The sequence below is a fragment of the Butyricicoccus sp. AM27-36 genome, from assembly GCF_003480945.1.
GTDB classification, from domain to species: Bacteria; Bacillota; Clostridia; order Oscillospirales; family Butyricicoccaceae; genus Agathobaculum; species Agathobaculum butyriciproducens.
In genome coordinates this window covers 539,398-563,545 of sequence record NZ_QUJR01000001.1, presented here as the reverse complement: position 1 = coordinate 563,545, position 24,148 = coordinate 539,398, and the positions used below count along the sequence as shown (strand labels likewise).

Sequence of the window (24,148 nt, the reverse complement as noted above, 5' to 3'; positions counted from 1 at the left end):
TGTCACAAGCGTTCTTTCGCAGTTTACGTTTGTTTCTCTGCTGCAAACGTGAATTTTGTATTTTTTCATAAATTTCATTTTCTGATAAGAGGAATTTCATGCAAAGCGGTTATTGTATTATCATGATGAAGCAGTAAACCGACAAAGAATTAGCGGCGGCCGGCGGTTTGGGGTAAAACAAAAGCACCGATTTTACTCGGTGCTTCTAATTGGAGCGGCTGACGAGGCTCGAACTCGCATCCACACCCCGCAAAAGCCGCAGGCTTTCACGGGGACCCCGACCTCTGATTTCATGAAGGTGGAGGAAGCGAGTGTGCTGCGGATAAAAGAAAAGCACCGAATGACATCGGTGCCCTTTGATTTGGAGCGGCTGACGAGGCTCGAACTCGCTACCTCCACCTTGGCAAGGTGGCGCTCTACCAGATGAGCTACAGCCGCATATTTGGTTTTTCGCGCTAACGCGATTTTTTAACTCGAAGATGGGTTACTTGCCGCTCCGACGCTATATCTCCGGGCGGAATCGCTTTTGCTGCGGCAAAAGCCACGGCGGTTGAAACAATCCACCGGATTGTTTCTAAGAGCCGCCTGCTCTCATTTCAATGTCGCAAAGCGACAATTCAGAGGTTAGAGGGCTACGGCCTCGATTCCTTACTCGAAAGGGATTATTTTTATAATGAGTGCTTGTGGCACTCATTATAAAAATGGTGCCTCCGGGCGGAATCGAACCACCGACACGGGGATTTTCAGTCCCCTGCTCTACCGACTGAGCTACAGAGGCGTTTTTACAGCGCTTGTTTAGTATATTATATTCCCTCGGAAATGTCAACAACTTTTTTCAAAATTTTTTGTATATTCTGCAAGCAGGAGAAAACAGTCACAGAAGCTCAGTCTGCGACTGTATCACTTTTCTCTTCCGTTTTACGGCGGATTTGTCCCCACAACAAGTCCGCCGCTCTATCCTTTTCATGCGGGAGCAGCCACACGGTGCAGCCCAAAATAGTTCAACTGAAACGCGCCTCCTTTATGTATGTCTGGTCATTTATACTGTTTGCCGCCTGCCTTGCCATTTGAAATGTCGGATAGCGTTCTCTGCAAATCTCGTCATTGGCCGGCACGGCAGCCAACAGGCTGGTTCGTGAATCAATCGAATCCAGTTTCCATGCGCCGTTCTCCTTCTTTATGATCGCAGTGATGGTATCCCGATTGACCGGCAGCTCCACCGAAAATCCCTGCTCCGGATTGCCGGAGATTCGTTTATCCCAGACAACGATCTGTGCTTGCACTACTGCCGTCATTCGGTCTGCGGACAGTCTCACGCTGTCAAATCGGCAGTCAGCTGCACCGCAGGACTCGCTGTATTCTACATTTGGGTCGGCAGCCGTCAAAATCCCCTCGTTCAGCGCAATGTATCGTTTCCTGCAGGGATTTTCCTCGGTGTAGTACTGCTCCACCCGTGAAGTGTATGCCGTCTGCAGTTCCGTGCGTTCCCGCTCGGTCAGGTCGGCCGGTGAGTCGGTCTCCGACGGATAGCACCCTATCTGCATCTGCGTTTCCATCGCGCCGAGGAACGCCCTCTGTACATTTTTCGCTTCCTGCGCACGGTCGGAGACAACGGCCGCACCGCCTGTGCAGACAGCTGCCGCAGCCAGTACGCCACCCAATCGAAACCATATCCTGCGATTGTTCATGCACTCCCTCCTTTCCAGCTCTCCTGTCCTGCTCATACTATATAGACGAATGTCCTTCCGGTTTTGTGACACGCTCCCGCAAAAATTTTTGAATTTTTTCGGCATGAGAAAAACCGGCCTGCAAATCCGCTCTTTGGATTGCACAGCCGGACACAATATGCTATAATCTGCTAAAATAACAGGCAGGAAGGCGTAAAAATGTTTCTCTATCTGGCAATGATCGACTCGGACGCAGACAAGTCCAAGTTCGAGATTCTTTACAGCGAATACAAAAATCTGATGTACTACACCGCAAACCGCATTCTGCGCAACAGCAGAGATGCGGAGGACGTGGTGCATCAGGCTTTTCTCAAAGTCATCGAAATTCTGGACACCATTTCTTCACCGAGGTGTCACAAAACGCGCGCGCTGCTCGTCACTATTACCGAGCACAAAGCGATCGACCTGTACCGCGAAAAGCAGCGCCGCAATGTCCTGCCGCTTGCCGAAGAATATGTCGGAGCCGCGCCTGCTGCTGAGATTGAGCGTCTCGCCGAGCGCGACACTCTGGCGGCCGCTATCGCTGCACTGCCGCCGCGTTACCGCTCGGTACTGCTTCTGCGGTACGACTGCGGCTATTCTAACGCGGAGATCGCGAATATTCTGGATACAACCGAGCCGAACGTACGCAAGCTCATCCAGCGTGCCAAGGAAAAACTCAGCGCAGCGCTGAGTGGGATGGAGGAACCGTAAATGAAGATCACTGACGATATGCTGTCCGCGCAGACCGCCGAAGCGCGCGAGCTGTGGCTGCAAGCCTGTACGCCGGATGCGCTGCCTGAGCACCGTTTCTCCCGGAAATTCCGGCGCGAAATGCGCTGTCTGATGCGCGCGCAAAAGCACTCTGCGGCGTTTAACCGGAGCCTCCGTCTTGCGCGCCGCACGGCCGCTGTTCTGCTGCTTTCCGCTGCGGTTTCGTTCGGCTGCGCGATGAGCGTAGAAGCATATCGCGTATCGTTTATCAGTACTGTCGTACGCGTGTTTAACGACCTGACCGACTATCGTTTTTCGTCTGCCCTGCCGTCCGAAACCGGCAGCAAGGCGTTCACGCCGCCGGTTCTGTCCGGCCTGCCGGATGCCATGCACAAAACCGATGAGCGCAGCACGCCCAACGGCTATACCGTCACCTACGAAAGCACTACCGATTTTCTTGACCTGACCTGCACCCGGATTACAGATACTTCAGAGGCACACAAGTTTGTAGACACGGAAAACGCATCTGTTACCGAATTCGCTCTGCACGGCAGTCCGGTTACGATGATCGAGAAAAACGGTACGGTCACGCTCCTCTGGACGCACGATGACATCGTCTATCACCTGTACAGCAGCTTGTCCGCCGATACCTGCCGTAAACTCATCGAGAATCTGCAGTGATTCTCTGCTGATATTGCAAAGAATTGCTATATCCCATCAAATGCGCAATCTCCGAGATGCATTCAGCAAATATGATGATATTATTTACCAACCCGCAAGCTACTCCGGCAACAGCCGCCGTGTGCATGCACTCTATAAAAAACTTACTGTATGTTAGTGTATGATAGTGTAGGTTGCTATACAGATTATCTCCTATATACAGCCTGTTACCCACACTAACATACGCTGACATACACTAATCTGTTTGTTATCTCTCTACCGCAGGGCGGGAACACACCGGAGCACCCTGCCGCCCTCTGCGGGATACCTGCACAAGATAGGAAAAGAGTGGAAAGCACTTCACTCTCCACTCTTTCTTATTTTAATTCAGTTTAGTTCAGCGCTGCAATGGACTCCTCCAGCTTTGCGAGGTGCTCGCGCAGCTTTTCAGCCTTTTCGCGCTCGGCTGCTGATATTGCAAAGAATTGCTATTGCGGCCCGCCCTGTCGCGGTGTTATAATGATAAATTGTGAAAGTGTATAAACCACGCGCATGATTTTCTGCGCGAAAACAATCACGGAGGTTTACTCTTTTGAAAAAACATCGCTATACCGCGGCGGCCGTAATGCTCAGTCTTTCGATGCTGACCGGCACCGCTGCCGCCGATTATTCCGATCTAAAGCCGCACTGGGCTGAACAGGCCATGGAATTCGCCGTACAGTCCAATCTGATGGACGGCATTTCGGAATACACCTTTGCCGCAGATGCACCTGCGACCCGCGCCTGTCTGGTGCAGGCGCTTTACCGCATGGAGCACGCGCCTGCATCTGACACAGTGCTTACCTTTCAGGATGTCGCGGAGGATGCGTCCTTCCTGACCGCGGTTCAGTGGGGTGTGTCCAACGGCATCATCACCGGCTACAGCAACACGGTATTTCGCCCCGGCACCTCACTTACGCGCGAGCAGTTCGCCGTTATGCTGTACCGCTTTGCCGAATACAAAAAGCTGGACGTGACGGCACAAAGCGCGCTCTCCGGCTACACGGATGCTTCTTCGATTCATCCGTATGCGCAGGCCGCCATGCAGTGGGCCAACGCCGAGGGACTGATCACCGGCACGACCGCGACCACACTGTCTCCGCAGCGCACAGTCTCCCGCGCACAGCTGGCGACTATTTTGCAGCGTTTTGCACCGATGGTCTCCTACCAGCAGCGGGAAACCGATGCGCCGAAGCCGCCGCAGACCCATTCCTACACGGCCTTCACCACCAAACTGGGTGACGTGACGCGCAGCGAGACCGAACAGGACCTGACCGAAGTTCATCGAGCGACCCGCCGTTACACGGACGGTCAGGGCTGCGCGGTCGAGATGGGACACTCTGCCGCCGTGCTGGACGCACCCGCGCACACAGCCGCGCAGTTTGAGATGAAGGGCACGTCCGGCACCGTTCGCTGGTACGACACCGCAGCGTCCTCGTGGAAACAGCAGCCGCTCACTGCGGGCACGCTGCCGAGCGGCATGTACTTCCTGTGGGTGGACGGCATGGACAGCATTCTCGTCACGCCGATGACCTATGCCGCGCGAGACAACGGCATGATCGAGTATTTTCCGGGCAAAAACGGCTCGCTGAAGATCGAGCGGACAGCTTCCGGCTTCCGGTTCTCCGTGCAGGTTGCGGCTCTTACGCAGGGCACCTACAGCGACTATCTGCTGCTGACTTCTCAGCAGACACTCATCGACTGGAGCGACCCGTCCATGCTCAGCCGCTGGGCGAACTACAGCCTGATCGGCACCAACCGCTGGTGCTACAACGGCTACTACTATACCGCGCCTTCGACCTACTATCCGTTCGATGAGAACTATTTCTACTCGCTTCCGGCGGCGCATATTGCCGGCAAGATGGCAAACGACACCGATCAGCCGGCCTCCCGCGCGATCGGTCTGGCGATGATCGACCTGATGCGCGAGCAGCAGAACGAGTACGGCTTTATCCCCTCTCAGGCAGGCAGCACATGGCTCAAGACGGATTACGGCATCGAACCCGGCTACTACGACACCCGCTTCAACACGGATTTCTGGCTGGCGAACATCAACGCAGCCGAAAACTTCGGTGTGACCGGCTGGCTGGACAAGACCCGCAAGTATGCGGATTTTCTCGTCAGCTTTGCCGAGCAGCATCACTTCACCTTCGGGGCCGGCGATGACGAGGGATGGCTCGTGCAGGATTACTGGCACCCGAACGGAGAGTCCTCGCCGACACACGCCTCGCTCAACCATCATGCCGCCGAAGCCGAATTCCTGTACCGGATGGCAGACGCAGTTAATGAGGACAGCTACGCCGTTCTCGCTGACCGCATGGTGCGCGGCATTGAGCAGAGCGAACTGCTGTGGTACAAGCCGGACGGTGATCTGAACTACTCCTACAAGCCGGACGGCACCTGTTCCGGTCAGGATTATCCGTATTTGACCTACAACGACCTGCTTGAGCTGCAGCGGCTGTATGCAGCCCGGCACGGTCAGGAAAATCCGGCGATCTCCCGTTTGCTGCAGGTCAAGCTGACCTGGATGAATAAAAACGGCGTGACCGGCTACAACAAATAATTTTGGGGACGGAGAGAAATAAACGTGACACCAAATTCATTCGCTTATATCGTCTTTCTGGTGATAGGCGCACTCATTTACCACCCACTGTCACAGAAGGCCAAGAAACCCTTTCTTCTGCTGCTGAGCATCTGGTTTTACGCCATCGGCGGTGTAAAATTTCTGCCGTTGCTGGCGCTGACCGTTGCCTTCAACTTCTTTGCGGCGCAAAAGCTGGAACGCACCGAGCGTAAGCGCGGTCTGCTCACGCTGGTGCTTGTGCTCAACCTCGGCGCACTCGGGTTATTCAAATACCTCGGCTTTTTCGGAGAGCTGCTCGGCTGCACCGGTGTGCAGCTCAGTCTGCCTCAGCTTGCTCTGCCGATCGGCATTTCGTTCTACACGTTCGTCATCTGCGGCTATATGATCGACGTGTACCGCGGTCGTGAAGCCGAGCGTAATTTCCTCGATTTTGCGCTGTTCACCACCTTCTTTCCGGCAATCCTGTCCGGCCCGATCGAGCGCTCAAAGAGCCTGCTCCCGCAGATCAAGCAGCCGCGCCGCGCAACTGCGGACGATGTGCGCTTTGCCGCCGAACGGCTGATCGAGGGCACGGTCAAGAAGGTGCTGCTCGCGGATAATCTGGCGGTTCTGGTCAACACCGCGTACGCCGATCCGGCGCAGTTTTCCGGTCTGGAGCTGGCGTTTGCCGCGGTGGCGTATGCCCTGCAGATCTACTGCGACTTTTCCGCCTACTCCGACATGGCGATCGGCTCCGCGCGGCTGTTCGGCATTACGCTGATGGAAAACTTCCACGCACCATACATGGCGCAAAGCTCCAAGGAATTCTGGCACAGATGGCACATTTCCTTGTCCACCTGGTTCCGCGACTACTTATATTTCCCGCTCGGCGGCAGCCGCAAGGGCAAAGCGCGCACCTACATCAACGTGCTGATCGTGTTCGCACTGAGCGGCCTGTGGCACGGTGCCGCCATGAAATATGTGCTCTGGGGACTGCTGTTCGGCGTTTTCCAGGTTATCGGCGGCCTGCTGACACCGGCAAAGCAGCGCCTGTGCGCTGCACTGCACATTCCGTGGGACGCAGGCTGGCTGCAGATCATCCGCGTGATTATCACCTTCGGCCTTTCCACGTTTGCGTGGATATTCTTCCGCGCGGATTCCGCTTTGCAGGCGTGTGCTATTATCAAACGCATTGTGACGGCGGCAGGCGCATGCTTCCCGCTTAACCTGACGCATCTCGGTCTGACCGAGCGTGCGCTGCATGTGCTTGCCGTGAGCCTCATCGGACTGGTGCTGACCGACATCATCGGTGACCGTTTTCCGCTGCGGGAAAAGCTGCTGGAGACCGTCTGGCTCCGGTACGCGGTCTGGGTTATCCTGCTGGCAGTGACGGCCGTGTGCGGCGCGTACGGCACCGGATTCAACCCGCAGGAATTCGTCTATTTCCAGTTTTAAGGAGGAATCGCCGTGAAACACATTTTCAAGAGAGAACTGGCGGCCTTCCTTGCCGCTGTGGCAGTGCTCGGCGGTATCCTCGCCGGTGCGACCCATTATCTCACACCGCAGCAGCATGATTACGGCTCGGTCTGGGGCATGTACGAGCAGGAGCAGACGGATTCGATCGACGTGCTGTTCTTCGGCTCGTCCGTCGCCTACTGTGATGTAGTACCTGCCGTATACTGGGAAAATTCCGGTCTGACCGCCTTTGTGCAGGCCGGACCCGAGCAGCCGCTTCCGCTGACACTGGATTACTTAAAGGAAAGCCTGCGTACACAGTCACCCAAGGCGGTTTTCGTGGAGTGCACCGGTATAGCGTTCCATAAATACATGGGCTTCACCAAGACCAACATCGGTCAGATGCCGTGGGGCATCAATCGTCTGCACGCGACCTTTTTTAATGCCGAACCCGAGGTCCGCAAGGGACTGCTGTTTCCGCTGTACTTCTATCACGACCGCTGGACGACCCTCAAGAGCGAGGATGTGCAGCCGTACACCGAGGATATGCTGGCCGGCTACACCTTTCTGTCCGGCGGCACGGACAAGGGTCCGGACGACTGCGAAACGGTTGATATTGCCCCCGAGGACTGGGCGCGCAACATGGACGCCCTCGAGGACATTTACGCGCTCTGCCACAGCAACAATATTCAGCTGGTGCTGTACCGTGCTCCGACAAAGCGTCTGCACGACGCTGACTGGGACAGGCTGACCGCGCAGTTTGACGGACGCGACGGCGTATCAACACTGAATTGCAGCGACTACACCGCGCAGATTGCCGCAGATCCGGAAAACGACTTCTACGACTCACTGCATTACAACTGTGTCGGTGCGGAGAAATTCAGTGCGTTTCTCGCGGACTGGACGAAGAACAATCTCTCGATCTCGCCGGATGAACCGCAGGATACCACGCTGTGGACGGCACGCCTGCAGCATTTCCGCGATTTAACGGCAAATCCGCCGCAGGAGAACACAAACGCATAACAAAAAAAGACTGCTGCACAGGTTTTATCCTTGTGCAGCAGTCCTTTTCTTATGCGCTTATTTCCAGAAATCAGTTTCTTCCTTGATGCCAATGTTCTTCGCGTGAAATACCGGATTCTCACCGCGCTTGCGGCTTGCGACGTAATCGTTCAGGCACCTGATGGCCGTGCCGCCAAGAATCAGGATGGTCGGCACGTTGACTACGACGATCATACCCTGCAGCATATCCGCAGTATCCCATACCAGACCGGCGTTTGCGATCGCACCGATGAACACGATGGCCGTAGCAAACAGGCGGAAGAAGAGCAGCTCATGCTTTTTGATGCTGCGATGCAGGATGAACTCCAGACAGCCCTCGCAGTACGAGTAGTTGCCGAGCAGCGTGGTGAACGCGAACAGCATCATCGCCACTGCCAGGAACACCGGACCTGCCGTGCCGAGCGTGGATGCGATAGCGTTCTGCACATAAACCGCACCGGCGATTTCCTTGGTCGGAACAATGTTAGTGGACAGACACATGAACGCCGTTGCCGTACAGATGAGCAGCGTGTCGATGAATACGGACAGCATCTGCACCAGACCCTGCTTGGCCGGATGAGAAACAGATGCGGTCGCGGCTGCATTCGGCGCAGAACCCATACCTGCTTCGTTCGAGTACAGACCGCGCTTTACGCCGTACATGATGCAGCTGCCGGAGAAGCCGCCCATCACAGATTGGAGGTCAAATGCGTTGTGGAAGATGGACGCAAACATGCCCGGTACATTCCTGATGTTCAGGCAGATAATGAGCAGCGAAACCAGTACATACAGGATACCCATGAACGGAACAAGGATTTCGGTGATGCTTGCCAGACGCTTTGCGCCGCCGAGTACCATTACGCCGAACAGGAACGCCAGAATGACACCGATGAACGCCGGTGTGATAACCGGATGGTAGAACTTGAACACCGAGAACGTAGACTGCAGATTGTACGCCGCCAGCATGTTATAGCCGACTGCGTAGATCAGGATGATGAGCACCGAGAAGATAATACCCAACCAGCGCTTGCCGAGTGCGTCGCGCATGTAGTACGCAGGACCGCCGTAGCAGCTGCCGTCCGGTGCACGCTTTTTGTAAATCTGCGCGAGCGTAGACTCGATGAAGGCGGTTGCACCGCCGAGCAGTGCGGTTACCCACATCCAGAAGATAGCGCCCGGTCCGCCGAGGCAGATTGCCGTGGATACACCGATGATGTTGCCCGTGCCGACACGCGACGCGGTGGAGATCATGAGTGCGCCGAACGAGGAAATGCTTCCCTCACTTTCCGGCTTCTCCATGATGACCCTGCACGCATCCCTGAACAGACGAATCTGGATGAACTTGCATCGGAACGTGAAGTAAATGCCGCTGACTACCAGAAACAACGGCACAAACCACGGCTGATACAGCACGCCTGATATTGCTGCGATAACGGAGTTGATCGTTTCCAACATAATTTCTATTCCCTTTCCAAAGTACTTCTGTTACCGGTTGTAGTCAACCGGTAACATTTATTTATTATTATACAGGAATCCGACAAACTTCTCAAGTACAAGTTATACCTTAATAAAATAAGTGTTCCAGCACCCACGCAAACGCCTTTGCCGTGCGGCGGTCCGGCTGCTGAAAGTGCCCGCCGCTGTTCCATTCCAGTGTGCAGCTTACGTTTTTCTCCTGCAGGAGCGCATACGCCGCCCGCATGCGGTCGCCGACGGTGGACATCACCGGATTGCGCGTTTTTTCCTCGCGGTTGCCCAGGCTGAGATAGACGGCAGCGCTGTGCAGATCATGCGCCTGCATGTACTCCAGAAATTTCGGAAACCACAGAGACGGCGAGGCTGCCGCGATGCCGGAAAAACGGTCGGTCCGATATGCGCTCCACAGGGCAAACAGCCCTGCCATTGAGTATCCGCCGATGATGTATCGTCTGTCTGCGTCCTCACACAGCGGCAGGATTTCGCGGAGCAGTGCCGCAGCACCGTCTCCGAAGTCCTCATGACCGAAAACTGCCGGTGCACACCACGGAGACAGGTCGTCGTTCCAGCTTTCAACCTTGACGGCAATCAAACGGAACGGCTGTGCAGTCAGTCGCTTGATCTCTCGGATTTCGTTCTCGATGACCGGCAGGTCGTGGTCCCCAACCGGTTGCAGCAGCACGTTTTTCGCATTCGGCTCGCCGTATTCATAAATTCTCATGCAATCACCTTCTTCTATGCATTTTTTCGCACTGATTTTACCACAAAATGCACCGCACCGTCAAATTTGCAGCGATTGACAATCCGCGTCCGCAACGGTATGATAGATGCAAAGAGTAAAAGGAGTTTCCGCTATGGGAAAATATATACTGGCGCTCGATCAGGGCACGACAAGCTCACGAGCGATCTTATTTGACAGCGAACAGAATATTCTCGCCATCCGGCAGCATGAGCTGACCCAGCACTATCCGCACGAGGGATGGGTCGAGCAGGACCCGATGGAAATCTGGTCCACGCAGTATGCAGCTATGCTCGAGGTGCTGGCGGCCGCCGATGTTTCTCCGTCCGATGTGGCGGGCATCGGCATCACCAACCAGCGCGAGACGACCATCCTGTGGGATAAAAATACCGGACGGCCGATTCACAACGCTATCGTCTGGCAGTGCCGCCGCACAGCGGATATTGTGGACAGGCTGGTGCAGGACGGTCTCTCCACGCACATCCGCCGCACGACCGGTCTGGTGCCGGATGCGTATTTTTCGGGCACCAAGATCAAGTGGCTGCTCGACCATGTGGAGGGCGCACGAGAGAAGGCCGAGCGCGGGGAAATCCTGTTCGGCACGGTGGATTCCTGGCTGGTGTGGAAGCTGACCGGCGGCAAGGTGCACATCACGGACGCGACCAATGCCGCACGCACGATGATCTTCGACATTCACCGTCTGGACTGGGACGATACCCTGCTCCACGCGCTCGATATTCCCCGGGCGATGCTGCCGCGCGTGTGCTCCTCAAGCGAGGTGTACGGTTCTGTTTCCCTGCCGGGCGGCGATATTCCGATTGCAGGCATTGCAGGCGACCAGCAGGCGGCGCTGTTCGGTCAGACCTGCTTTGCGGCAGGCGATGCGAAAAACACCTACGGCACGGGCTGTTTTCTGCTGATGAACACCGGCACGACCGCCTGCGAGAGCAAAAACGGCCTGCTGACCACCATCGGCATTCAAATCAGCGGAGAGACGCAGTACGCGCTCGAGGGCAGCGTGTTCGTCGGCGGTGCCGTCATCCAGTGGCTGCGGGATGAGATGCGCTTTTTCTCCGAGAGTCGTGATGCGGAATACTACGCGGACAAGGTGAAGGACACCGGCGGCGTGTACCTCGTGCCCGCATTCACCGGTCTGGGTGCGCCGCACTGGGATATGTACGCACGCGGCTGCCTCATCGGTCTGACACGCGGCACAACCCGCGAGCACATTATTCGCGCCGCACAGGAGTCCATCGCCTATCAGGTGAACGACCTGCTGACCGCCATGAAGCGCGATACGGGCGTTTCCCTTTCCTCCCTCTCGGTGGACGGCGGTGCCAGCCGCGACAGCTTCCTGATGCAGTTCCAGAGCGATATTTCGGACTGCACGATTCGCCGTCCGGTCATCCGCGAAACGACCGCGCTCGGCGCATGCTATCTCGCCGGACTCGCGACCGGTGTGTGGCACAGCCGTGAGGAGCTGAAGCAGCTCTGGCGGTGCGATACGCTGTACGCGCCCTCGATGGACGAGAATAAGCGCCGCAAGCTGCTATCCGGCTGGGATAAGGCGGTTGGACGGTCGCTCGATTGGGCGGAGCATTAAAAAACAGCACAAACAAACCCGAAGTACAGGCGCAAAACCTGCACTTCGGGTTTTGTATTTCAGTATGCTTTAATCATTCGCCCGAATCCACGCGGGCAGCTGCTCGATGTTCAGCTGCACATCGTCCGCACCGGCCTCGAGGAACACCTGCCGCGCACGATCGAGTGCAGCCTGCTTTTTCTCAGCAGAGAGTGCCTCATAGGCCGCCTGCGTCATGCCCATCACACTGCTGCCTCGAGCACGCCGAGCGAGCGGACACCGGCATTCCTGCCTTCCTGAATGTCAGACACAGTGTCACCGACCTTGACGACCACCTGCACGGACGGCACCTGGAATTTCTGCATGTTGGCAAAAATCATATACGGGTTCGGGCGGCCCAGACCGTCCACCGAATCCGGGCTGAACCACGCGTCCGGTGCGTAGCCCTGTTTTGTCGCATTTTCGGTGACAACTGCCATCATTGCATCGGTATAACCAGTCGTAGAGCCGATTTTCAAACCCATTTCATGCAGCTTCGCAACCGTCTCCACGACACCCGGCTTAGGCGCCGCATACTGCTCCAAGCTGCGCACGAGCGAGTCCTCAAACGCGCCGTAGATGGTTTCGACCGCCGCTTCTATCGCTTGCGCATCAAGTTCTTATCAAAATCCTGTAAAGTGAGGTCAGGAAATGTAAAGTAAAAAATCCTCCGTAAAACGGAGGATTTTTACAACACTCATCTTATATAGAATGATATAGGATTTATTTCCGCAGAAAATACACCAGACACGGTCGTCCGCCGGTGCGGTAATCCATCTCACTGCCGATGACCTGCTGCTCTGCCAGATAATTCATATACCGCCGCACGGTCACGACCGACAGACCGACATGCGATGCGATCTCATCACTGGTATGCCGTGTATCCGGCGCAGCCCGCAGATATGCCTCAATGCGCGAAAGCGTCTGACTCTGCAAACCTTTTGGCGGCGTGACAGGCTGTGTCGGCATCGCAGCCTGAAACAGCGTATGATCGAGCGCCTCCTGACTGAAGCTGTCGCGCTGCACGCTCTCTCTCCGGCGGCAGAACACGTCCAGCGCCTGCCGGAACCGCTCATATGCGAATGGTTTGACCAGATAATCCACTGCACCCAGTCGCGCGGCATCGTTGACCGTTCTTGCGTCATTCGCCGAAGTGACCATGATGACATCCGCGTCCACACCTTCTGCGCGAAGCTGCAGCAGCAGCTCGGTGCCGCTCATCTGCGGCATGTAAACGTCTAAAATAATCAGGTCGATCGGGTTGCGCTGCAGCCAGAACAGCGCCGGATGCGCCGCTGAAAACGTCTGCACGACGGCAAACCGGCTGTCCTGCTCGATATACCGGCGGTTGAGCCGTGTAATCATCGGATCGTCCTCAATAATAACCGTTGTGTACATCGGATTTCCTCCTTACTGCTGTCCGTTTGCGGATTCCGCAACCGTAATGATGAACGAGCTGCCGATTCCCGGCTCGGATTCGACGCGAATCGTTCCGTGGAACGCGTCTACGGTCTCCTTGACGAGTGACAGACCGGTGCCTCTGCCCTCGCCCTTGGTGGAAAAGCCGCGCTCGAAAATGCGGTCCAGCTTATCGGCAGCAATGCCTGCACCGCTGTCGTCCACGCTGATGAGCATGCCATGCTCGCCCTCGCGAATGCTGACCGTCACTTCCTTCTGTGCGTTTTCCGGTGCATCCCGCAGTGCGTCAAACGCATTCTCAGTCAGGTTTCCAAGAATGGTGATCAGACTGCTCACCGGAAGATACTGTCCGTCTCCATGCAGCTCACTCGCCGGGTCGAGCACAAACCGGATGCCCAGCTCTGCCGCACGATACGCCTTGCCGATCAGCAGCGCCGCAACCGACGGCTCCCGAATACGCTCAGAAATATAGCCGATCGAGTGTGCGCGCGTCTGCGTTAAATGCAGCACATAGTCCTCCACCTGCTTGTACTCGCCCAGCTGTAACAGACCGAGGATCACATGCAGCTTGTTGGTAAACTCATGCGTATACGCCCGCAGCGCACCGACAATATGCTGCACGCCGGTCAAATCCTGCGCCAGCCGCGTGACCTCGGTCCGGTTGCGGAAAATAGCGATAACACCCTCCACCTTGCCGTCCCGCCAGAGCGGCATACGGTCGGAAATGACCGAAACATGCTTGATGGACTCCAGACCGATGTTGTATTCACTTTTGCCGGTCTGCAGCACGCGCGCCATCGTTGAGCGCGGATAGACCGTCTGTAACGGCTGACCGAGTGCATCCTTCACCTTGATTTTGAGGATATCCGCTGCCGCACGGTTCATATAGGTGATCATGCTGTGTTCGTCGATCGCCATCAGACCCTCATCCAATGCATCCAGAATATCCATGCGCTGCAGAAACAGCTGACGGAACGCGTCCGGCTCATAGCCCAGCAGTTCCCGCTTGACCCGCTTAGAAAACCGCACGCTGAGCAGACTGCCGATGCCAAGCGCGAACAGCGTGATGAGCAGATACGACAGCAGCACACGCAGCACCGTCCGATGGTAGGAGCGCAGATACAGCCCTGCCATGACGATACCGGTCGCCTGCCCGTTTTCATCGCGCATGACAGCATAGGCACAGCGATCCGCGCCGTCCGGCATCTCATCGTTCGAGAGCACCGGCTTTTCCTCGCTGCACAGGCGGCTGACCGTATCCGCTTTCAGTTCGGGCAACAAAGATGCGTCGCCTGCACCGGACACGAGATCGTAAAACACTGTCGGCTTTCCCTTAATATCATACACGCCGAGCATATCTACTTCAGATACACGCTGTACGGTCCGCGCCAAATACTGCTGTGCGTTATCTGCCCGAATATCCTCGATCAGCAGCGGCGCATCTGCCGCCATCTGCGCCGCATTGGACAGCAGTTGGTCACGCGTCCGCACCTCCTGATACAGGCCGATGCCCAAACCGACCGACGTGGACAGCAGCACCACCACCGCAATGCACAGGATCAGCATCCGGCGCACCTGCCGGTGCAGTGAGCCGGAAGAACGTGCATTTATCAAATTCATCCACTCCTTTTAAGAAGATACTTCATATCATAACACACTGGTCAACATTCATCAAATCCCCTCTGCAGATTTATGCAAATCTGTCAAATTGCGCGGGTTAATTTTTTTTAGTTTCATAAGCTTGCGTAAACTCCGACAGGTTTTTACAATAAGCGCGTAAACCAACTTATAGACAAACGAGGTGATGCCCTTTGGGTGAAATCAAAGCGGAATTGAATGCCGAACTGCAAACCCATATTGCGTTCGAGATTCCGCTGTTCGGCGGAATACCGATTCCGGAATCCGCTGTGGTAAGCTGGGCGATCATAGTTGTGCTGACCCTGCTTGCCATCTGGCTGACGCACGGACTGCGCAAGCGTCCCGGGCGAAAGCAGATTGCCGCAGAGATGCTGGTGGGCTTCATCAACAATTTCTGCCGCGACACACTGGGCGACAAATACTGGCGCACCTTCGCTCCGTACCTCGGCACGGTAGGCCTGTATCTTGCGCTGGCGAACATGGCCGGTCTGTTCGGCGTAACGCCGCCGACCAAAGACCTGAACGTCACCGCCGGTCTGGCGATCATGAGCGCCCTGCTGATCTACGGCTCGCAGTTCCGTTTCCACGGTCTGCGCGGCGGACTGAAAAAGTTCAGCGAACCGGTTTCGGTCGTCACGCCGCTCAACATTATGGAGATCGGCATTCGGCCTTTGTCGCTCTGCATGCGACTGTTCGGCAACATTTTCGCCGGATTCGTCATCATGGAGCTGGTCAAAATGGCCGTTCCGGTCGTTGTGCCCATCCCGCTGAGCCTGTATTTCGATGTATTCGACGGTATGATACAGGCAATCGTATTTGTATTCCTGACAACACTTTTCCTGTCGGAATCGCTTGAGTAACCACTGTTTTATCTGAGAAAGGATCACAAAAATGAGTATTGCTATTGGTGCAGCTATCGCAGTTATGACCGGCATCGGCGCCGGTCTCGGTATCGGCTATGCAACCGCGAAATCCTCGGAAGCCATTGCACGTCAGCCGGAGGCCTCCGGCCAGATCAGCAAAAACCTGATCCTCGGCTGTGCACTGGCCGAGGCAACCGCCATCTACGGTTTTCTGATCGGTATCCTGCTTATCTTCATGAATTGATCGGGGTGAGATCGAATGATCCTCAATCTAAATTCGCAGATTATCTGGGTGTTTGTTGATCTGCTCATCCTGTTCGTGCTGATGAAGAAATTCCTGTTCGGACCCATCACGAAAATGCTCGATGACCGTGCACAGCAGGTGTCGGACACGCTCGATCAGGCGGACAAACGTCTCGCCGAGGCTGAGCAGCAGCAGAACGCGCACGCCGCACAGCTTGCTTCCGCAAAGCAGGAGGCCGCGCAAATCATCGAGGAGGCCCGCACGCGCGGTCAGCAGGAGTACGACCGGCTGGTTGCAGAAGCGCAGACCGCTGTGCAGCGGCTGGACGAGCAGGCTGCCCGCCGTCGGGAGTCCGAGCGGACGCAGATGCTCCGTGAGGCGAAAAAGGAGATTGCCGCTCTCGTTCTGCTGACCACCGCCAAGGTATCCCAGCAGACGCTGAACAGCAACACCGACCGCGCTATGATCGACGATTTTCTGCGGGAAGAAACGGAGGCCGCGCGATGAACTCGACCGCCGTACAGTATGCCGGTGCCCTGCGTCATACCGGCTGCACGCTGAGCGATCTGCAGCACACTGCCGATTATCTGACCGATTGTGCACCGTTATGGGATGCACTGTGCTCTCCTGCCGTTTCCGCGCGGGAGAAAAAGGCTGTGCTGTCCCGTCTGCCCGATTTTGATGCGATGGGCGAGCTGAAGCACTTCTATCTGCTGCTGGCGGACAAAAACCACTTTGCGCTCCTGCCGGAGATCGTCCGGCAGTTTCGTCTGCTTGAGCTGCGCGACAGCGGCGAGGGCCTGTGCGTATTTCGCTGTGCCCGCGAACCGGATGATGAATCGCTGCGTTCGCTTGCCAAACTGCTGTGCGCACGACACAGTTATTGTGCGGTTACGTTTGAAATCGTGCAGGACGACACGCTGCTCGGCGGCTTTACTGCCGAAATCGACGGCGTAACCTACGATAAAAGCGTGCGCGGACAGCTTCGCGCACTGGCGCATGACCTGTAAAGGGGTGAAAACCATTGAACCATTCAGATGAGATTTTATCTATTCTCCGCGAGGAGATTGAACAATATGACAACCGCACGCGCTGTGACGAAACCGGCACGGTCATCGAGGTCGGCGACGGTATCGCCACCGTTTACGGACTGAACCGCGCTGTATACGGCGAACTGGTGCAGTTTGACACCGGTGTGCACGGCATCGTGCTCGACCTTAAACGCGACAGCGTCGGCGTGGTACTGCTCGGCAGCGAGGACGGCCTGCATGAAGGCTCGGCGGTCAGCCGCACCGGACGTGCGGCTGACGTTCCGGTCGGCGATGCGATGATCGGCCGCACGGTCAACGCTCTCGGCGAACCGATTGACGGCCTTGGACCAATTGAAACGACCGAGCGCCGTCCGATCGAGCGAGAGGCTTCAGGTGTGGTATCGCGTGAGCCGGTAAACCAGCCGATGCAGACCGGCATCCTTGCCATTGACGCGATGGTGCCGATCGGACGCGGTCAGCGCGAGCTGATCATCGGCGACCGCCAGACCGGCAAAACGTCCATTGCCATCGACACCATCCTGAACCAGAAGGGGCAGGATATGATCTGCATTTACGTTGCCATCGGCCAGAAGGCATCCACAGTGGCGCGCCTGCGCGGCACGCTCGAGAAATACGGCGCACTCGATTACAGCATCATTGTTTCCGCCACCGCAGCAGACGGTGCGCCGCAGCAGTATATCGCGCCGTATGCCGGCGCCGCTATCGGCGAGTATTTCATGAGTCAGGGCCGCGATGTGCTCATCGTGTATGATGATCTGTCCAAGCACGCGGTCGCTTACCGCACGCTGTCGCTGCTGCTGCGCCGCTCGCCCGGCCGTGAGGCGTATCCGGGCGATGTATTCTACCTGCATTCCCGTCTGCTCGAGCGTGCCTGCCGCCTGACGCCGGAGTACGGCGGCGGCTCGATGACCGCTCTTCCCATTATCGAAACGCTGGCAGGCGATGTTTCCGCCTACATTCCGACCAACGTCATTTCCATCACGGACGGTCAAATTTATCTGGAAAACGACCTGTTCTTTGCCGGTCAGCGTCCGGCGATCAACGTTGGCCTGTCGGTATCGCGTGTCGGCGGTGCGGCACAGACCAAGGCCATCAAGAAAACCGCCGGTACACTGCGTATCGATCTTGCCCGCTTCCGCGAGCTGGAGGTATTCACCCAGTTCAGCTCGGATCTGGACAAGGACACTCAGCAGGCCCTCGAGCACGGCAAACGCCTGATGGAAATCCTCAAGCAGCCGCTGTGCCACCCGATGCCGGTATGGCGGCAGGCGGTTATCCTGTATGCTGCGACCAACGGTCTGCTGAGCGATGTTCCGCTCGACCGGGTACGCGATTTTGTGCAGAAATTTGCCGACAGTCTGCCCGATTCTCTGCTGACAGAGATTCAGTCCACCGGTACCCTGACCGGCACGGCTGCCGAGCAGATTCGGGTAGCCCTGAAAACCTATAAAGATCAGGTGAGCGCACCATGGCAGGCATAAAAGAGATCCGCACCCGCATTGACAGTGTACAGCAAACGCTCAAGATCACAAACGCGATGTATCTGATCTCGTCCTCCAAGCTGCGCAAGGCAAGGCAGCAGCTGAACAATGTGCAGCCGTATTTTCTCAAGATCAGCTCCACGATTGCCGATATTCTGCACCATTCCCCTGAAATCGAGCATATTTATTTCGACAAGCGGCCCGAGGTCAAGCGCCGCAAGTCCGGCTACATCGTTATCACGGGCGACAAGGGACTGGCCGGTGCGTACAATCACAACGTGCTGCGTCTGGCCGAGAAGCATCTTGCGCAGGAGGACGATCCAACGCTGTTCCTCATCGGTCAGATGGGCCGCGCGTACTTCGCCGAGCGCGATATCCGCGTAGACGGCGAGTTCATGTTCACCGTGCAGGATCCGACGATCGCCTGTGCACGAGACATTGCAGATATTTTCATCCGTCTGTTCCGCGAAGGTCAGCTGGACGACGTGTACGTTGTTTACACCGAAATGGTAACGCCTATGCGGCTTAAGCCGCGCGTGCAGAAGCTGCTGCCGCTCGACATTGACGCATTCCCATGGGAGCCGCGCCCGAGTGAACACGGCCCCTATCATCAAATGGTGCAGTATGTGCCCTCGGCAGACCGCGTACTCGAGCATCTCGTGCCCGGCTATGTCAAGGGTGAGCTGTTCGGCGCGCTGGTCGAGTCCTTCTGTGCCGAGCAGAATGCCCGCATGACAGCAATGGACTCCGCGACCGACAACGCACGCGATATGCTCAAATCGCTGTCATTGCACTACAACCGCGCACGGCAGTCCGCCATCACGCAGGAGATCACCGAGATCGTCGGCGGCACACAGGGCAGCGCCGCGGAAACACCGCAGCCCCGCCGTCCGATTCCGACGCGGACCGTCCGCTTTCTCGCAGACGGCAGACGCGCATAGAAAGTGAGGAAATTACTATGAAACGCAAAGGTACCGTGGTACAGGTAACAGGTCCGGTTGTGGACGTTGCTTTTGACGGCGGCAGCCTGCCTGAGATAAATGAAGCGCTTACCGTTGCACCAGACGGACAGCCGCGCATGATGGAGGTCGCACAGCACGTCGGCGGCGACACCGTGCGCTGCATCATGCTCTCCCCGAGCGAGGGCATCGGCCGCGGCGATGAGGTGCTGTCCACCGGTCGCACGATCGAAGCGCCGGTCGGTGAAGCGACCCTTGGACGCATGTTCAACGTGCTCGGTCAGCCAATTGACGAAAAAGGCGATGTGAACGCACCGGAAAAGTGGTCCATCCACCGTGCTCCGCCCTCTTTTGCCCAGCAGAACCCGACGACCGAGATTCTCGAGACCGGCATCAAGGTCATCGACCTGCTCGCGCCGTATGCCAAGGGCGGCAAGATTGGTCTGTTCGGCGGTGCCGGTGTCGGCAAGACCGTGCTCATTCAGGAGCTGATCCACAACATCGCCACCGAGCACGGCGGCTACTCCATCTTCACCGGTGTCGGCGAACGCACGCGAGAAGGCAACGACCTGTGGCGCGAGATGGCGGAATCCGGCGTACTGAGCAAGACCGCGCTCGTGTTCGGACAGATGAACGAACCGCCCGGAGCGCGTATGCGCGTTGCGCTGACCGGTCTGACCATGGCGGAATACTTCCGCGATGTGAAAAAGCAGAACGTGCTGCTGTTTATCGACAATATTTTCCGTTATGTGCAGGCAGGCTCGGAGATTTCCGCGCTGATGGGCCGTATGCCCTCGGCGGTTGGCTACCAGCCGACGCTGGCTGATGAGGTCGGTGCGCTGCAGGAGCGTATCGCCTCCACCAAGGACGGCGCAATCACGTCCGTGCAGGCGGTCTACGTTCCGGCGGATGACCTGACCGACCCGGCTCCGGCGACCACGTTTACCCACCTGGACGCCAAGACCGTCCTCTCCCGTAAGATTGTCGAGCAGGGCATCTACCCTGCCGTTGACCCGCTGGATTCCACCTCGCGCATCCTCGAGCCGGATATTGTCGGTGAGCGGCATTACAAGGTCGCACGCGGCGCACAGGAGCTGCTGCAGCGTTACCGCGAACTGCAGGACATCATCGCCATCCTCGGTATGGAGGAGCTTGGCGCGGATGACCGCCGCATTGTCGATCGTGCCCGCCGCATGCAGCAGTATTTCTCGCAGCCGTTCTCGGTTGCCGAGCAGTTTACCGGTCTGGAAGGGCGCTATGTAACGCTTGAGGACACCATCAGCGGCTTTGAAGCGCTGCTCGGCGGTGAACTCGACCAGTATCCGGAGGCTGCCTTCTCCATGGTCGGCACGGTAGACGAGGTCCACAAAAAGGCCAAGGATATGGGGGCACTCTGATGGAGAACACCTTCTATCTGGAGATCATCACGCCGGACCGGCAGTTTTACACCGGACCGGCAACCAATTTGACTATGCCTGCACTCGACGGTGAATACGGCGTGCAGCCGGGACATGAGCCGGTCGTTACCGCACTTCGTCCGGGTACGGTGCGGTTCCAGACAGACGGCACACCGCACGAGGTCGTTGTCAGCGATGGCTTCGCAGAAATTATGCCGGACTACTGCATTCTTCTGGTATCCAGCGCCGAACGTCCTGACGAAATCGACCGTGCGCGTGCCGAACGCGCCAAAGAGCGCGCGGAAGAACGGCTGCGCCAGAAGCAGAGTATTCGTGAATATCATCTCTCCAAAGCGGCTCTGGCCCGTGCTATGGCACGCCTGAAGGCTACCCGCTGACTCCCCTTTTTATCGCCTGCTCCGATGTTATCAGATGGAACATCGGAGCAGGCGTTTTCGCAGATGCTTACGCTGACCAGTACAGGTGCCAGCACCTAAAAACTCAACCGACTTGAGCAATTCATTGCTGATGCTCGGTCTGGCTGCCGCACTCGCCTGCTGTGCCTTTACATTTCTACTCGGCGGCGCCTGGGTCGAGATGATACTCGCGTTCTTCGGTGCAGGTATCGGCAACGCCGTGCGCTGTAAGCGGTCCAAGCACTACCGGACTCTTGTGCTCTGCACAACCGTTTCGGTCGCGGCGGCCTATCCGGTGTACGCAGGCTGTCTCAAGATTGCCGAAATGACCTGCGGCATCGCCATGGTCAAGTCGGATATGCGGTCGGGTCTCGAGCGGCATCATTCCTGCGCTGCCGCTCGGACTCATCTTCGCCCGCATTATGACGGATAAGATGTTCCGCCACTGCACCTGATATCGCAGAAAAATCCCGCTGACCTAAAACCAGCGGGATTTTCCTGTTTTCTGCGTTTTCACAGCTGCAGAACACCGTAACGCCCGCAAAATGCAGAAAAACCGCTGTGAAAATGCTCCGCAGCGGTTGCTTTTTATGTAGCTGAAACGGAAAAATCTTGATTTTATGCAGTTTTCGAGCATAGAAAAAGACCACCGTAATTCTATCAAAATTACGGTGGACTTATGGTGGAGCCGAGGGGAGTTGAACCCCTGTCCGAAAGCGCATCCACAAGGACTTCTCCGGGCGCAGTTTGTCGATTAAAATTCCCGCCGCGGCACGCCGGCAAACAGGCTTACCGTTTTGGTAGAGTCATTTTACATGACGAGGGCAACTCTTACCCCGTACACGTTCACCACTAATCGACGCCGGGTCTCTGAGCCGTGGTCCTCTCTGAGCCGACGGGCTAAGCCTAATTAGGCAGCCTGAAGAGTATAATTGTTGTTGTTTAATTTATAAACAGTTGGAGCTTTTATCGCAGATCCCCACTGCGGCCCGCTATCCCGGCTTCAACACCCCCGTCGAACCCGTTACGGCCCCATTTTGAAATGGAGAATGGAAAATTGAGAATGGAGAATATTCTGCTCTCAGCTTTTCCATTTTTTAATTAACGATTACGCTCTTTCATCGCGCGGTCCATCTCGCGTTTTGCGTCGCGTGCGGCGATACTGTCACGCTTATCATGCAGCTTTTTGCCCTTGCACAAACCGATTTCAACCTTCACGCGCGAGCTTTTGAAGTAAACCGCCAGCGGAATGACCGAATAGCCGTCCTGCTTGGTCTTGCTGAACAGGTTGACAATCTCACGCTTGTGCATAAGCAGCTTACGCACGCGCAACGGGTCCTTATTGAAGATATTGCCCTTTTCGTACGGCGAAATATGCATGCCGCGCACGAAAATCTCACCGTCCTTGAACGAACAGTAGGAATCCTTGAGATTGATCTGTCCCAAACGGATGGACTTTACCTCGGTGCCCGCAAGCTCGATGCCCGCTTCATACTTTTCCTCGACAAAGTAGTCATGCCATGCCTTTTTGTTGGCAGCGATCTGCTTTGTGCCCTTTTTGTCAACAGCCATGGCGAAACCTCCCTTACCGTAGTATATACTATAATACCATGGTAAAGGAGGTTTGTAAAGTTACTTCTGTGTTACAGTTTTCGATTATTTCAGATTTGCAATTGCATAATCTGCTTCTTCTGCTGTGAATTTTTCTCCATATTCCGAAATCAGCTGATTTCGAACGGCATCTTTAGACATATTCATATCTTCATAATAAGATTTCGCTTTTTCTAATGCATTTTCCTTGTAATCAGCATCAAGATGGTCAATTGCATACTGTGCCGCATCAGCTGGGAATTTTTCTCCGTATTCCGAAGTCAATTGATCGTAAATCCCTTGTTTCGACATATGCATCATCGAACTGTACGACTCAGCTTTTGCCAGAGCGTTTTTATATTCCTGCGGCACTTGGGGTTCTTCTGTTTTCGGCTCCTCGGTTTTCGGTTCTTCTGTATCCTTTGCTGTCTTTTGTTCCGTACCCTGTTCTTCATTTTGAACTGTGCTTTCCGGCTGTTTGGTATTGGCATCAGCGGTTGTATCTCCGGAACCGCCTGCAATCGCCACAATCACGATTGCAACAATCACCCATAGCCACCATTTTTTATAAAACGGTTTCTTATTCTTTGCTCCGCAATGCGGACATGCTTTGCAATTTGCGGCAATCAGTTGTCCACAAGTTGCGCAGTTCTTCATTTTGTCCTTTGCCATGATTTTACCTCTCTTGATGTGAAATTTTCCCCACCGGGGGACAAAGGGCGGTAAAACCGCCCTGCCCACGGTTTGGGAAAACAAAAAATCCGTGCAAGCGCGGCCGCAACGGCCGTCCACACACGGATCTTCACACAAGAAGTATATGTGAATGCGCAGCAACATCAGCCAATGTATTATGAAACTGCAATGCAAATCTTGTAATTTGCACGCACTTCCGCTATAATACATAATTGTGGTACGGTAATGTTGCCGTTGTGTATGGTGGGTATAGCACCTGCATAGGTCATAGGGTGTTGGCGCACCCTATGACTGCCGCATTTTCTGTTTTCCTTGTGTTTAGTATACCATCTTCATGATTACTCTGCAAGACTTGACAGAAAAATTAACCGAAAATGTCAAT

The 24,148-nt window shown here is 55.9% G+C and carries 24 protein-coding genes, 2 tRNA genes and 1 other RNA gene; 15 read left to right on the top strand and 12 right to left on the bottom strand.

The window, feature by feature from the left end:
* Positions 1–362: 362 nt before the first annotated feature.
* From DW724_RS02760 to DW724_RS02750, 3 genes are all read right to left on the bottom strand, one after another.
* Positions 363–438, bottom strand: a tRNA-Gly gene (locus tag DW724_RS02760).
* Between the two features lie 264 nt (positions 439–702).
* Positions 703–778: transfer RNA gene (locus DW724_RS02755), tRNA-Phe, on the bottom strand.
* Between the two features lie 223 nt (positions 779–1,001).
* Positions 1,002–1,688 (bottom strand): hypothetical protein, encoded by a 687-nt coding sequence (locus DW724_RS02750; protein ID WP_147358627.1) that lies wholly within the window; start codon positions 1,686–1,688, stop codon positions 1,002–1,004.
* Positions 1,689–1,886: 198 nt separating this feature from the next.
* Between DW724_RS02750 and DW724_RS02745 the strand changes: the two genes are divergently transcribed.
* The 5 genes from DW724_RS02745 to DW724_RS02725 all read left to right on the top strand — a co-directional run bounded on the left by DW724_RS02745 (position 1,887) and on the right by DW724_RS02725 (position 8,160).
* Positions 1,887–2,420 (top strand): RNA polymerase sigma factor, encoded by a 534-nt coding sequence (locus tag DW724_RS02745; protein ID WP_118760562.1) that lies wholly within the window; start codon positions 1,887–1,889, stop codon positions 2,418–2,420.
* The gene (locus DW724_RS02740; protein WP_118760561.1) at positions 2,421–3,101 is read left to right on the top strand and encodes a DUF4367 domain-containing protein; all 681 of its coding nucleotides are present in this window, start codon (positions 2,421–2,423) and stop codon (positions 3,099–3,101) included.
* A 571-nt stretch (positions 3,102–3,672) separates the two neighbouring features.
* Positions 3,673–5,682, top strand: coding sequence for an S-layer homology domain-containing protein (locus DW724_RS02735; protein ID WP_118760560.1), 2,010 nt, complete (start codon positions 3,673–3,675; stop codon positions 5,680–5,682).
* A 24-nt stretch (positions 5,683–5,706) separates the two neighbouring features.
* Positions 5,707–7,137, top strand: a complete 1,431-nt coding sequence (locus tag DW724_RS02730) for an MBOAT family O-acyltransferase (protein WP_158580192.1) — start codon at positions 5,707–5,709, stop codon at positions 7,135–7,137.
* A 12-nt stretch (positions 7,138–7,149) separates the two neighbouring features.
* The gene (locus tag DW724_RS02725) at positions 7,150–8,160 is read left to right on the top strand and encodes a hypothetical protein (RefSeq protein ID WP_118760558.1); all 1,011 of its coding nucleotides are present in this window, start codon (positions 7,150–7,152) and stop codon (positions 8,158–8,160) included.
* Between the two features lie 57 nt (positions 8,161–8,217).
* On the opposite strand, the gene DW724_RS02720 is transcribed toward DW724_RS02725, so the two are convergent.
* On the bottom strand, positions 8,218–9,633 hold the full coding sequence (locus tag DW724_RS02720) for an alanine/glycine:cation symporter family protein (RefSeq protein ID WP_118760557.1): 1,416 nt from the start codon (positions 9,631–9,633) through the stop codon (positions 8,218–8,220).
* Between the two features lie 109 nt (positions 9,634–9,742).
* Positions 9,743–10,375, bottom strand: a complete 633-nt coding sequence (locus tag DW724_RS02715) for an alpha/beta hydrolase-fold protein (protein ID WP_118760556.1) — start codon at positions 10,373–10,375, stop codon at positions 9,743–9,745.
* Between the two features lie 133 nt (positions 10,376–10,508).
* Here DW724_RS02715 and glpK point away from each other — a divergent pair, with 133 nt between their 5' ends.
* Positions 10,509–11,996 carry a glycerol kinase GlpK gene (glpK, locus tag DW724_RS02710; protein WP_118760555.1) on the top strand — a complete coding sequence of 496 codons (1,488 nt, stop codon included), beginning with the start codon at positions 10,509–10,511 and terminating at the stop codon, positions 11,994–11,996.
* A 69-nt stretch (positions 11,997–12,065) separates the two neighbouring features.
* Here glpK and DW724_RS15525 read toward each other — a convergent pair whose 3' ends face one another.
* The 4 genes from DW724_RS15525 to DW724_RS02695 form a co-directional block, all read right to left on the bottom strand.
* A complete protein-coding gene (locus DW724_RS15525) occupies positions 12,066–12,221 on the bottom strand; it encodes a hypothetical protein (protein ID WP_158580191.1) in 156 nt (51 codons plus the stop codon).
* On the bottom strand, positions 12,218–12,595 hold the full coding sequence (locus DW724_RS02705; protein WP_330426313.1) for an HAD family hydrolase: 378 nt from the start codon (positions 12,593–12,595) through the stop codon (positions 12,218–12,220). The genes DW724_RS15525 and DW724_RS02705 overlap by 4 nt, the downstream gene beginning before the upstream one ends.
* A 142-nt stretch (positions 12,596–12,737) precedes the next feature.
* Positions 12,738–13,412 (bottom strand): response regulator, encoded by a 675-nt coding sequence (locus tag DW724_RS02700; RefSeq protein ID WP_118760553.1) that lies wholly within the window; start codon positions 13,410–13,412, stop codon positions 12,738–12,740.
* A gap of 12 nt (positions 13,413–13,424) precedes the next feature.
* Positions 13,425–15,047 carry an ATP-binding protein gene (locus DW724_RS02695; RefSeq protein ID WP_158580189.1) on the bottom strand — a complete coding sequence of 541 codons (1,623 nt, stop codon included), beginning with the start codon at positions 15,045–15,047 and terminating at the stop codon, positions 13,425–13,427.
* A gap of 197 nt (positions 15,048–15,244) precedes the next feature.
* Between DW724_RS02695 and DW724_RS02690 the strand changes: the two genes are divergently transcribed.
* From DW724_RS02690 to DW724_RS02650, 9 genes are all read left to right on the top strand, one after another.
* Positions 15,245–15,931, top strand: coding sequence for a F0F1 ATP synthase subunit A (locus DW724_RS02690; protein WP_118760551.1), 687 nt, complete (start codon positions 15,245–15,247; stop codon positions 15,929–15,931).
* A 31-nt stretch (positions 15,932–15,962) separates the two neighbouring features.
* Positions 15,963–16,178, top strand: coding sequence for an ATP synthase F0 subunit C (gene atpE / locus DW724_RS02685; RefSeq protein ID WP_110436420.1), 216 nt, complete (start codon positions 15,963–15,965; stop codon positions 16,176–16,178).
* A gap of 15 nt (positions 16,179–16,193) precedes the next feature.
* Positions 16,194–16,685, top strand: a complete 492-nt coding sequence (gene atpF / locus DW724_RS02680; RefSeq protein WP_118760550.1) for a F0F1 ATP synthase subunit B — start codon at positions 16,194–16,196, stop codon at positions 16,683–16,685.
* Positions 16,682–17,188 carry a F0F1 ATP synthase subunit delta gene (locus DW724_RS02675; RefSeq protein WP_118760549.1) on the top strand — a complete coding sequence of 169 codons (507 nt, stop codon included), beginning with the start codon at positions 16,682–16,684 and terminating at the stop codon, positions 17,186–17,188. Before atpF ends, DW724_RS02675 begins: the two co-directional genes overlap by 4 nt.
* 14 nt (positions 17,189–17,202) lie before the next feature.
* Positions 17,203–18,711 carry a F0F1 ATP synthase subunit alpha gene (gene atpA, locus DW724_RS02670; RefSeq protein ID WP_118760548.1) on the top strand — a complete coding sequence of 503 codons (1,509 nt, stop codon included), beginning with the start codon at positions 17,203–17,205 and terminating at the stop codon, positions 18,709–18,711.
* Positions 18,699–19,652, top strand: a complete 954-nt coding sequence (atpG, locus tag DW724_RS02665) for an ATP synthase F1 subunit gamma (RefSeq protein ID WP_118760547.1) — start codon at positions 18,699–18,701, stop codon at positions 19,650–19,652. Before atpA ends, atpG begins: the two co-directional genes overlap by 13 nt.
* A 17-nt stretch (positions 19,653–19,669) precedes the next feature.
* On the top strand, positions 19,670–21,067 hold the full coding sequence (gene atpD / locus DW724_RS02660; RefSeq protein WP_118760546.1) for a F0F1 ATP synthase subunit beta: 1,398 nt from the start codon (positions 19,670–19,672) through the stop codon (positions 21,065–21,067).
* Positions 21,067–21,465, top strand: a complete 399-nt coding sequence (gene atpC, locus DW724_RS02655) for an ATP synthase F1 subunit epsilon (protein ID WP_110436414.1) — start codon at positions 21,067–21,069, stop codon at positions 21,463–21,465. Before atpD ends, atpC begins: the two co-directional genes overlap by 1 nt.
* A 112-nt stretch (positions 21,466–21,577) precedes the next feature.
* Positions 21,578–21,916 carry a threonine/serine exporter family protein gene (locus DW724_RS02650; protein WP_442861248.1) on the top strand — a complete coding sequence of 113 codons (339 nt, stop codon included), beginning with the start codon at positions 21,578–21,580 and terminating at the stop codon, positions 21,914–21,916.
* Between the two features lie 247 nt (positions 21,917–22,163).
* Here the strand turns inward: DW724_RS02650 and ssrA are convergent.
* From ssrA to DW724_RS02635, 3 genes are all read right to left on the bottom strand, one after another.
* Positions 22,164–22,517: a transfer-messenger RNA gene (gene ssrA / locus DW724_RS02645) on the bottom strand.
* Between the two features lie 67 nt (positions 22,518–22,584).
* Positions 22,585–23,055, bottom strand: coding sequence for an SsrA-binding protein SmpB (gene smpB / locus DW724_RS02640; RefSeq protein ID WP_117490323.1), 471 nt, complete (start codon positions 23,053–23,055; stop codon positions 22,585–22,587).
* Between the two features lie 84 nt (positions 23,056–23,139).
* Entirely contained in the window at positions 23,140–23,745 is a 606-nt protein-coding gene (locus tag DW724_RS02635) for an Ltp family lipoprotein (RefSeq protein WP_202183500.1), read from the bottom strand.
* Positions 23,746–24,148 lie beyond the last annotated feature (403 nt).

What these genes read in the sequence shown, in the direction of transcription:
- DW724_RS02745 (WP_118760562.1), top strand. Translation starts at nt 1,887, where the DNA reads ATGTTTCTCTATCTGGCAATGATCGACTCGGACGCAGACAAGTCCAAG.
- smpB (WP_117490323.1), bottom strand. Translation starts at nt 23,055, where the DNA reads ATGGCTGTTGACAAAAAGGGCACAAAGCAGATCGCTGCCAACAAAAAG.
- atpG (WP_118760547.1), top strand. Translation starts at nt 18,699, where the DNA reads ATGGCAGGCATAAAAGAGATCCGCACCCGCATTGACAGTGTACAGCAA.
- DW724_RS02700 (WP_118760553.1), bottom strand. Translation starts at nt 13,412, where the DNA reads ATGTACACAACGGTTATTATTGAGGACGATCCGATGATTACACGGCTC.
- DW724_RS02635 (WP_202183500.1), bottom strand. Translation starts at nt 23,745, where the DNA reads ATGGCAAAGGACAAAATGAAGAACTGCGCAACTTGTGGACAACTGATT.
- DW724_RS02740 (WP_118760561.1), top strand. Translation starts at nt 2,421, where the DNA reads ATGAAGATCACTGACGATATGCTGTCCGCGCAGACCGCCGAAGCGCGC.
- atpC (WP_110436414.1), top strand. Translation starts at nt 21,067, where the DNA reads ATGGAGAACACCTTCTATCTGGAGATCATCACGCCGGACCGGCAGTTT.
- atpE (WP_110436420.1), top strand. Translation starts at nt 15,963, where the DNA reads ATGAGTATTGCTATTGGTGCAGCTATCGCAGTTATGACCGGCATCGGC.
- atpD (WP_118760546.1), top strand. Translation starts at nt 19,670, where the DNA reads ATGAAACGCAAAGGTACCGTGGTACAGGTAACAGGTCCGGTTGTGGAC.
- atpF (WP_118760550.1), top strand. Translation starts at nt 16,194, where the DNA reads ATGATCCTCAATCTAAATTCGCAGATTATCTGGGTGTTTGTTGATCTG.
- DW724_RS02720 (WP_118760557.1), bottom strand. Translation starts at nt 9,633, where the DNA reads ATGTTGGAAACGATCAACTCCGTTATCGCAGCAATATCAGGCGTGCTG.
- DW724_RS02750 (WP_147358627.1), bottom strand. Translation starts at nt 1,688, where the DNA reads ATGAACAATCGCAGGATATGGTTTCGATTGGGTGGCGTACTGGCTGCG.
- DW724_RS02715 (WP_118760556.1), bottom strand. Translation starts at nt 10,375, where the DNA reads ATGAGAATTTATGAATACGGCGAGCCGAATGCGAAAAACGTGCTGCTG.
- DW724_RS02675 (WP_118760549.1), top strand. Translation starts at nt 16,682, where the DNA reads ATGAACTCGACCGCCGTACAGTATGCCGGTGCCCTGCGTCATACCGGC.
- glpK (WP_118760555.1), top strand. Translation starts at nt 10,509, where the DNA reads ATGGGAAAATATATACTGGCGCTCGATCAGGGCACGACAAGCTCACGA.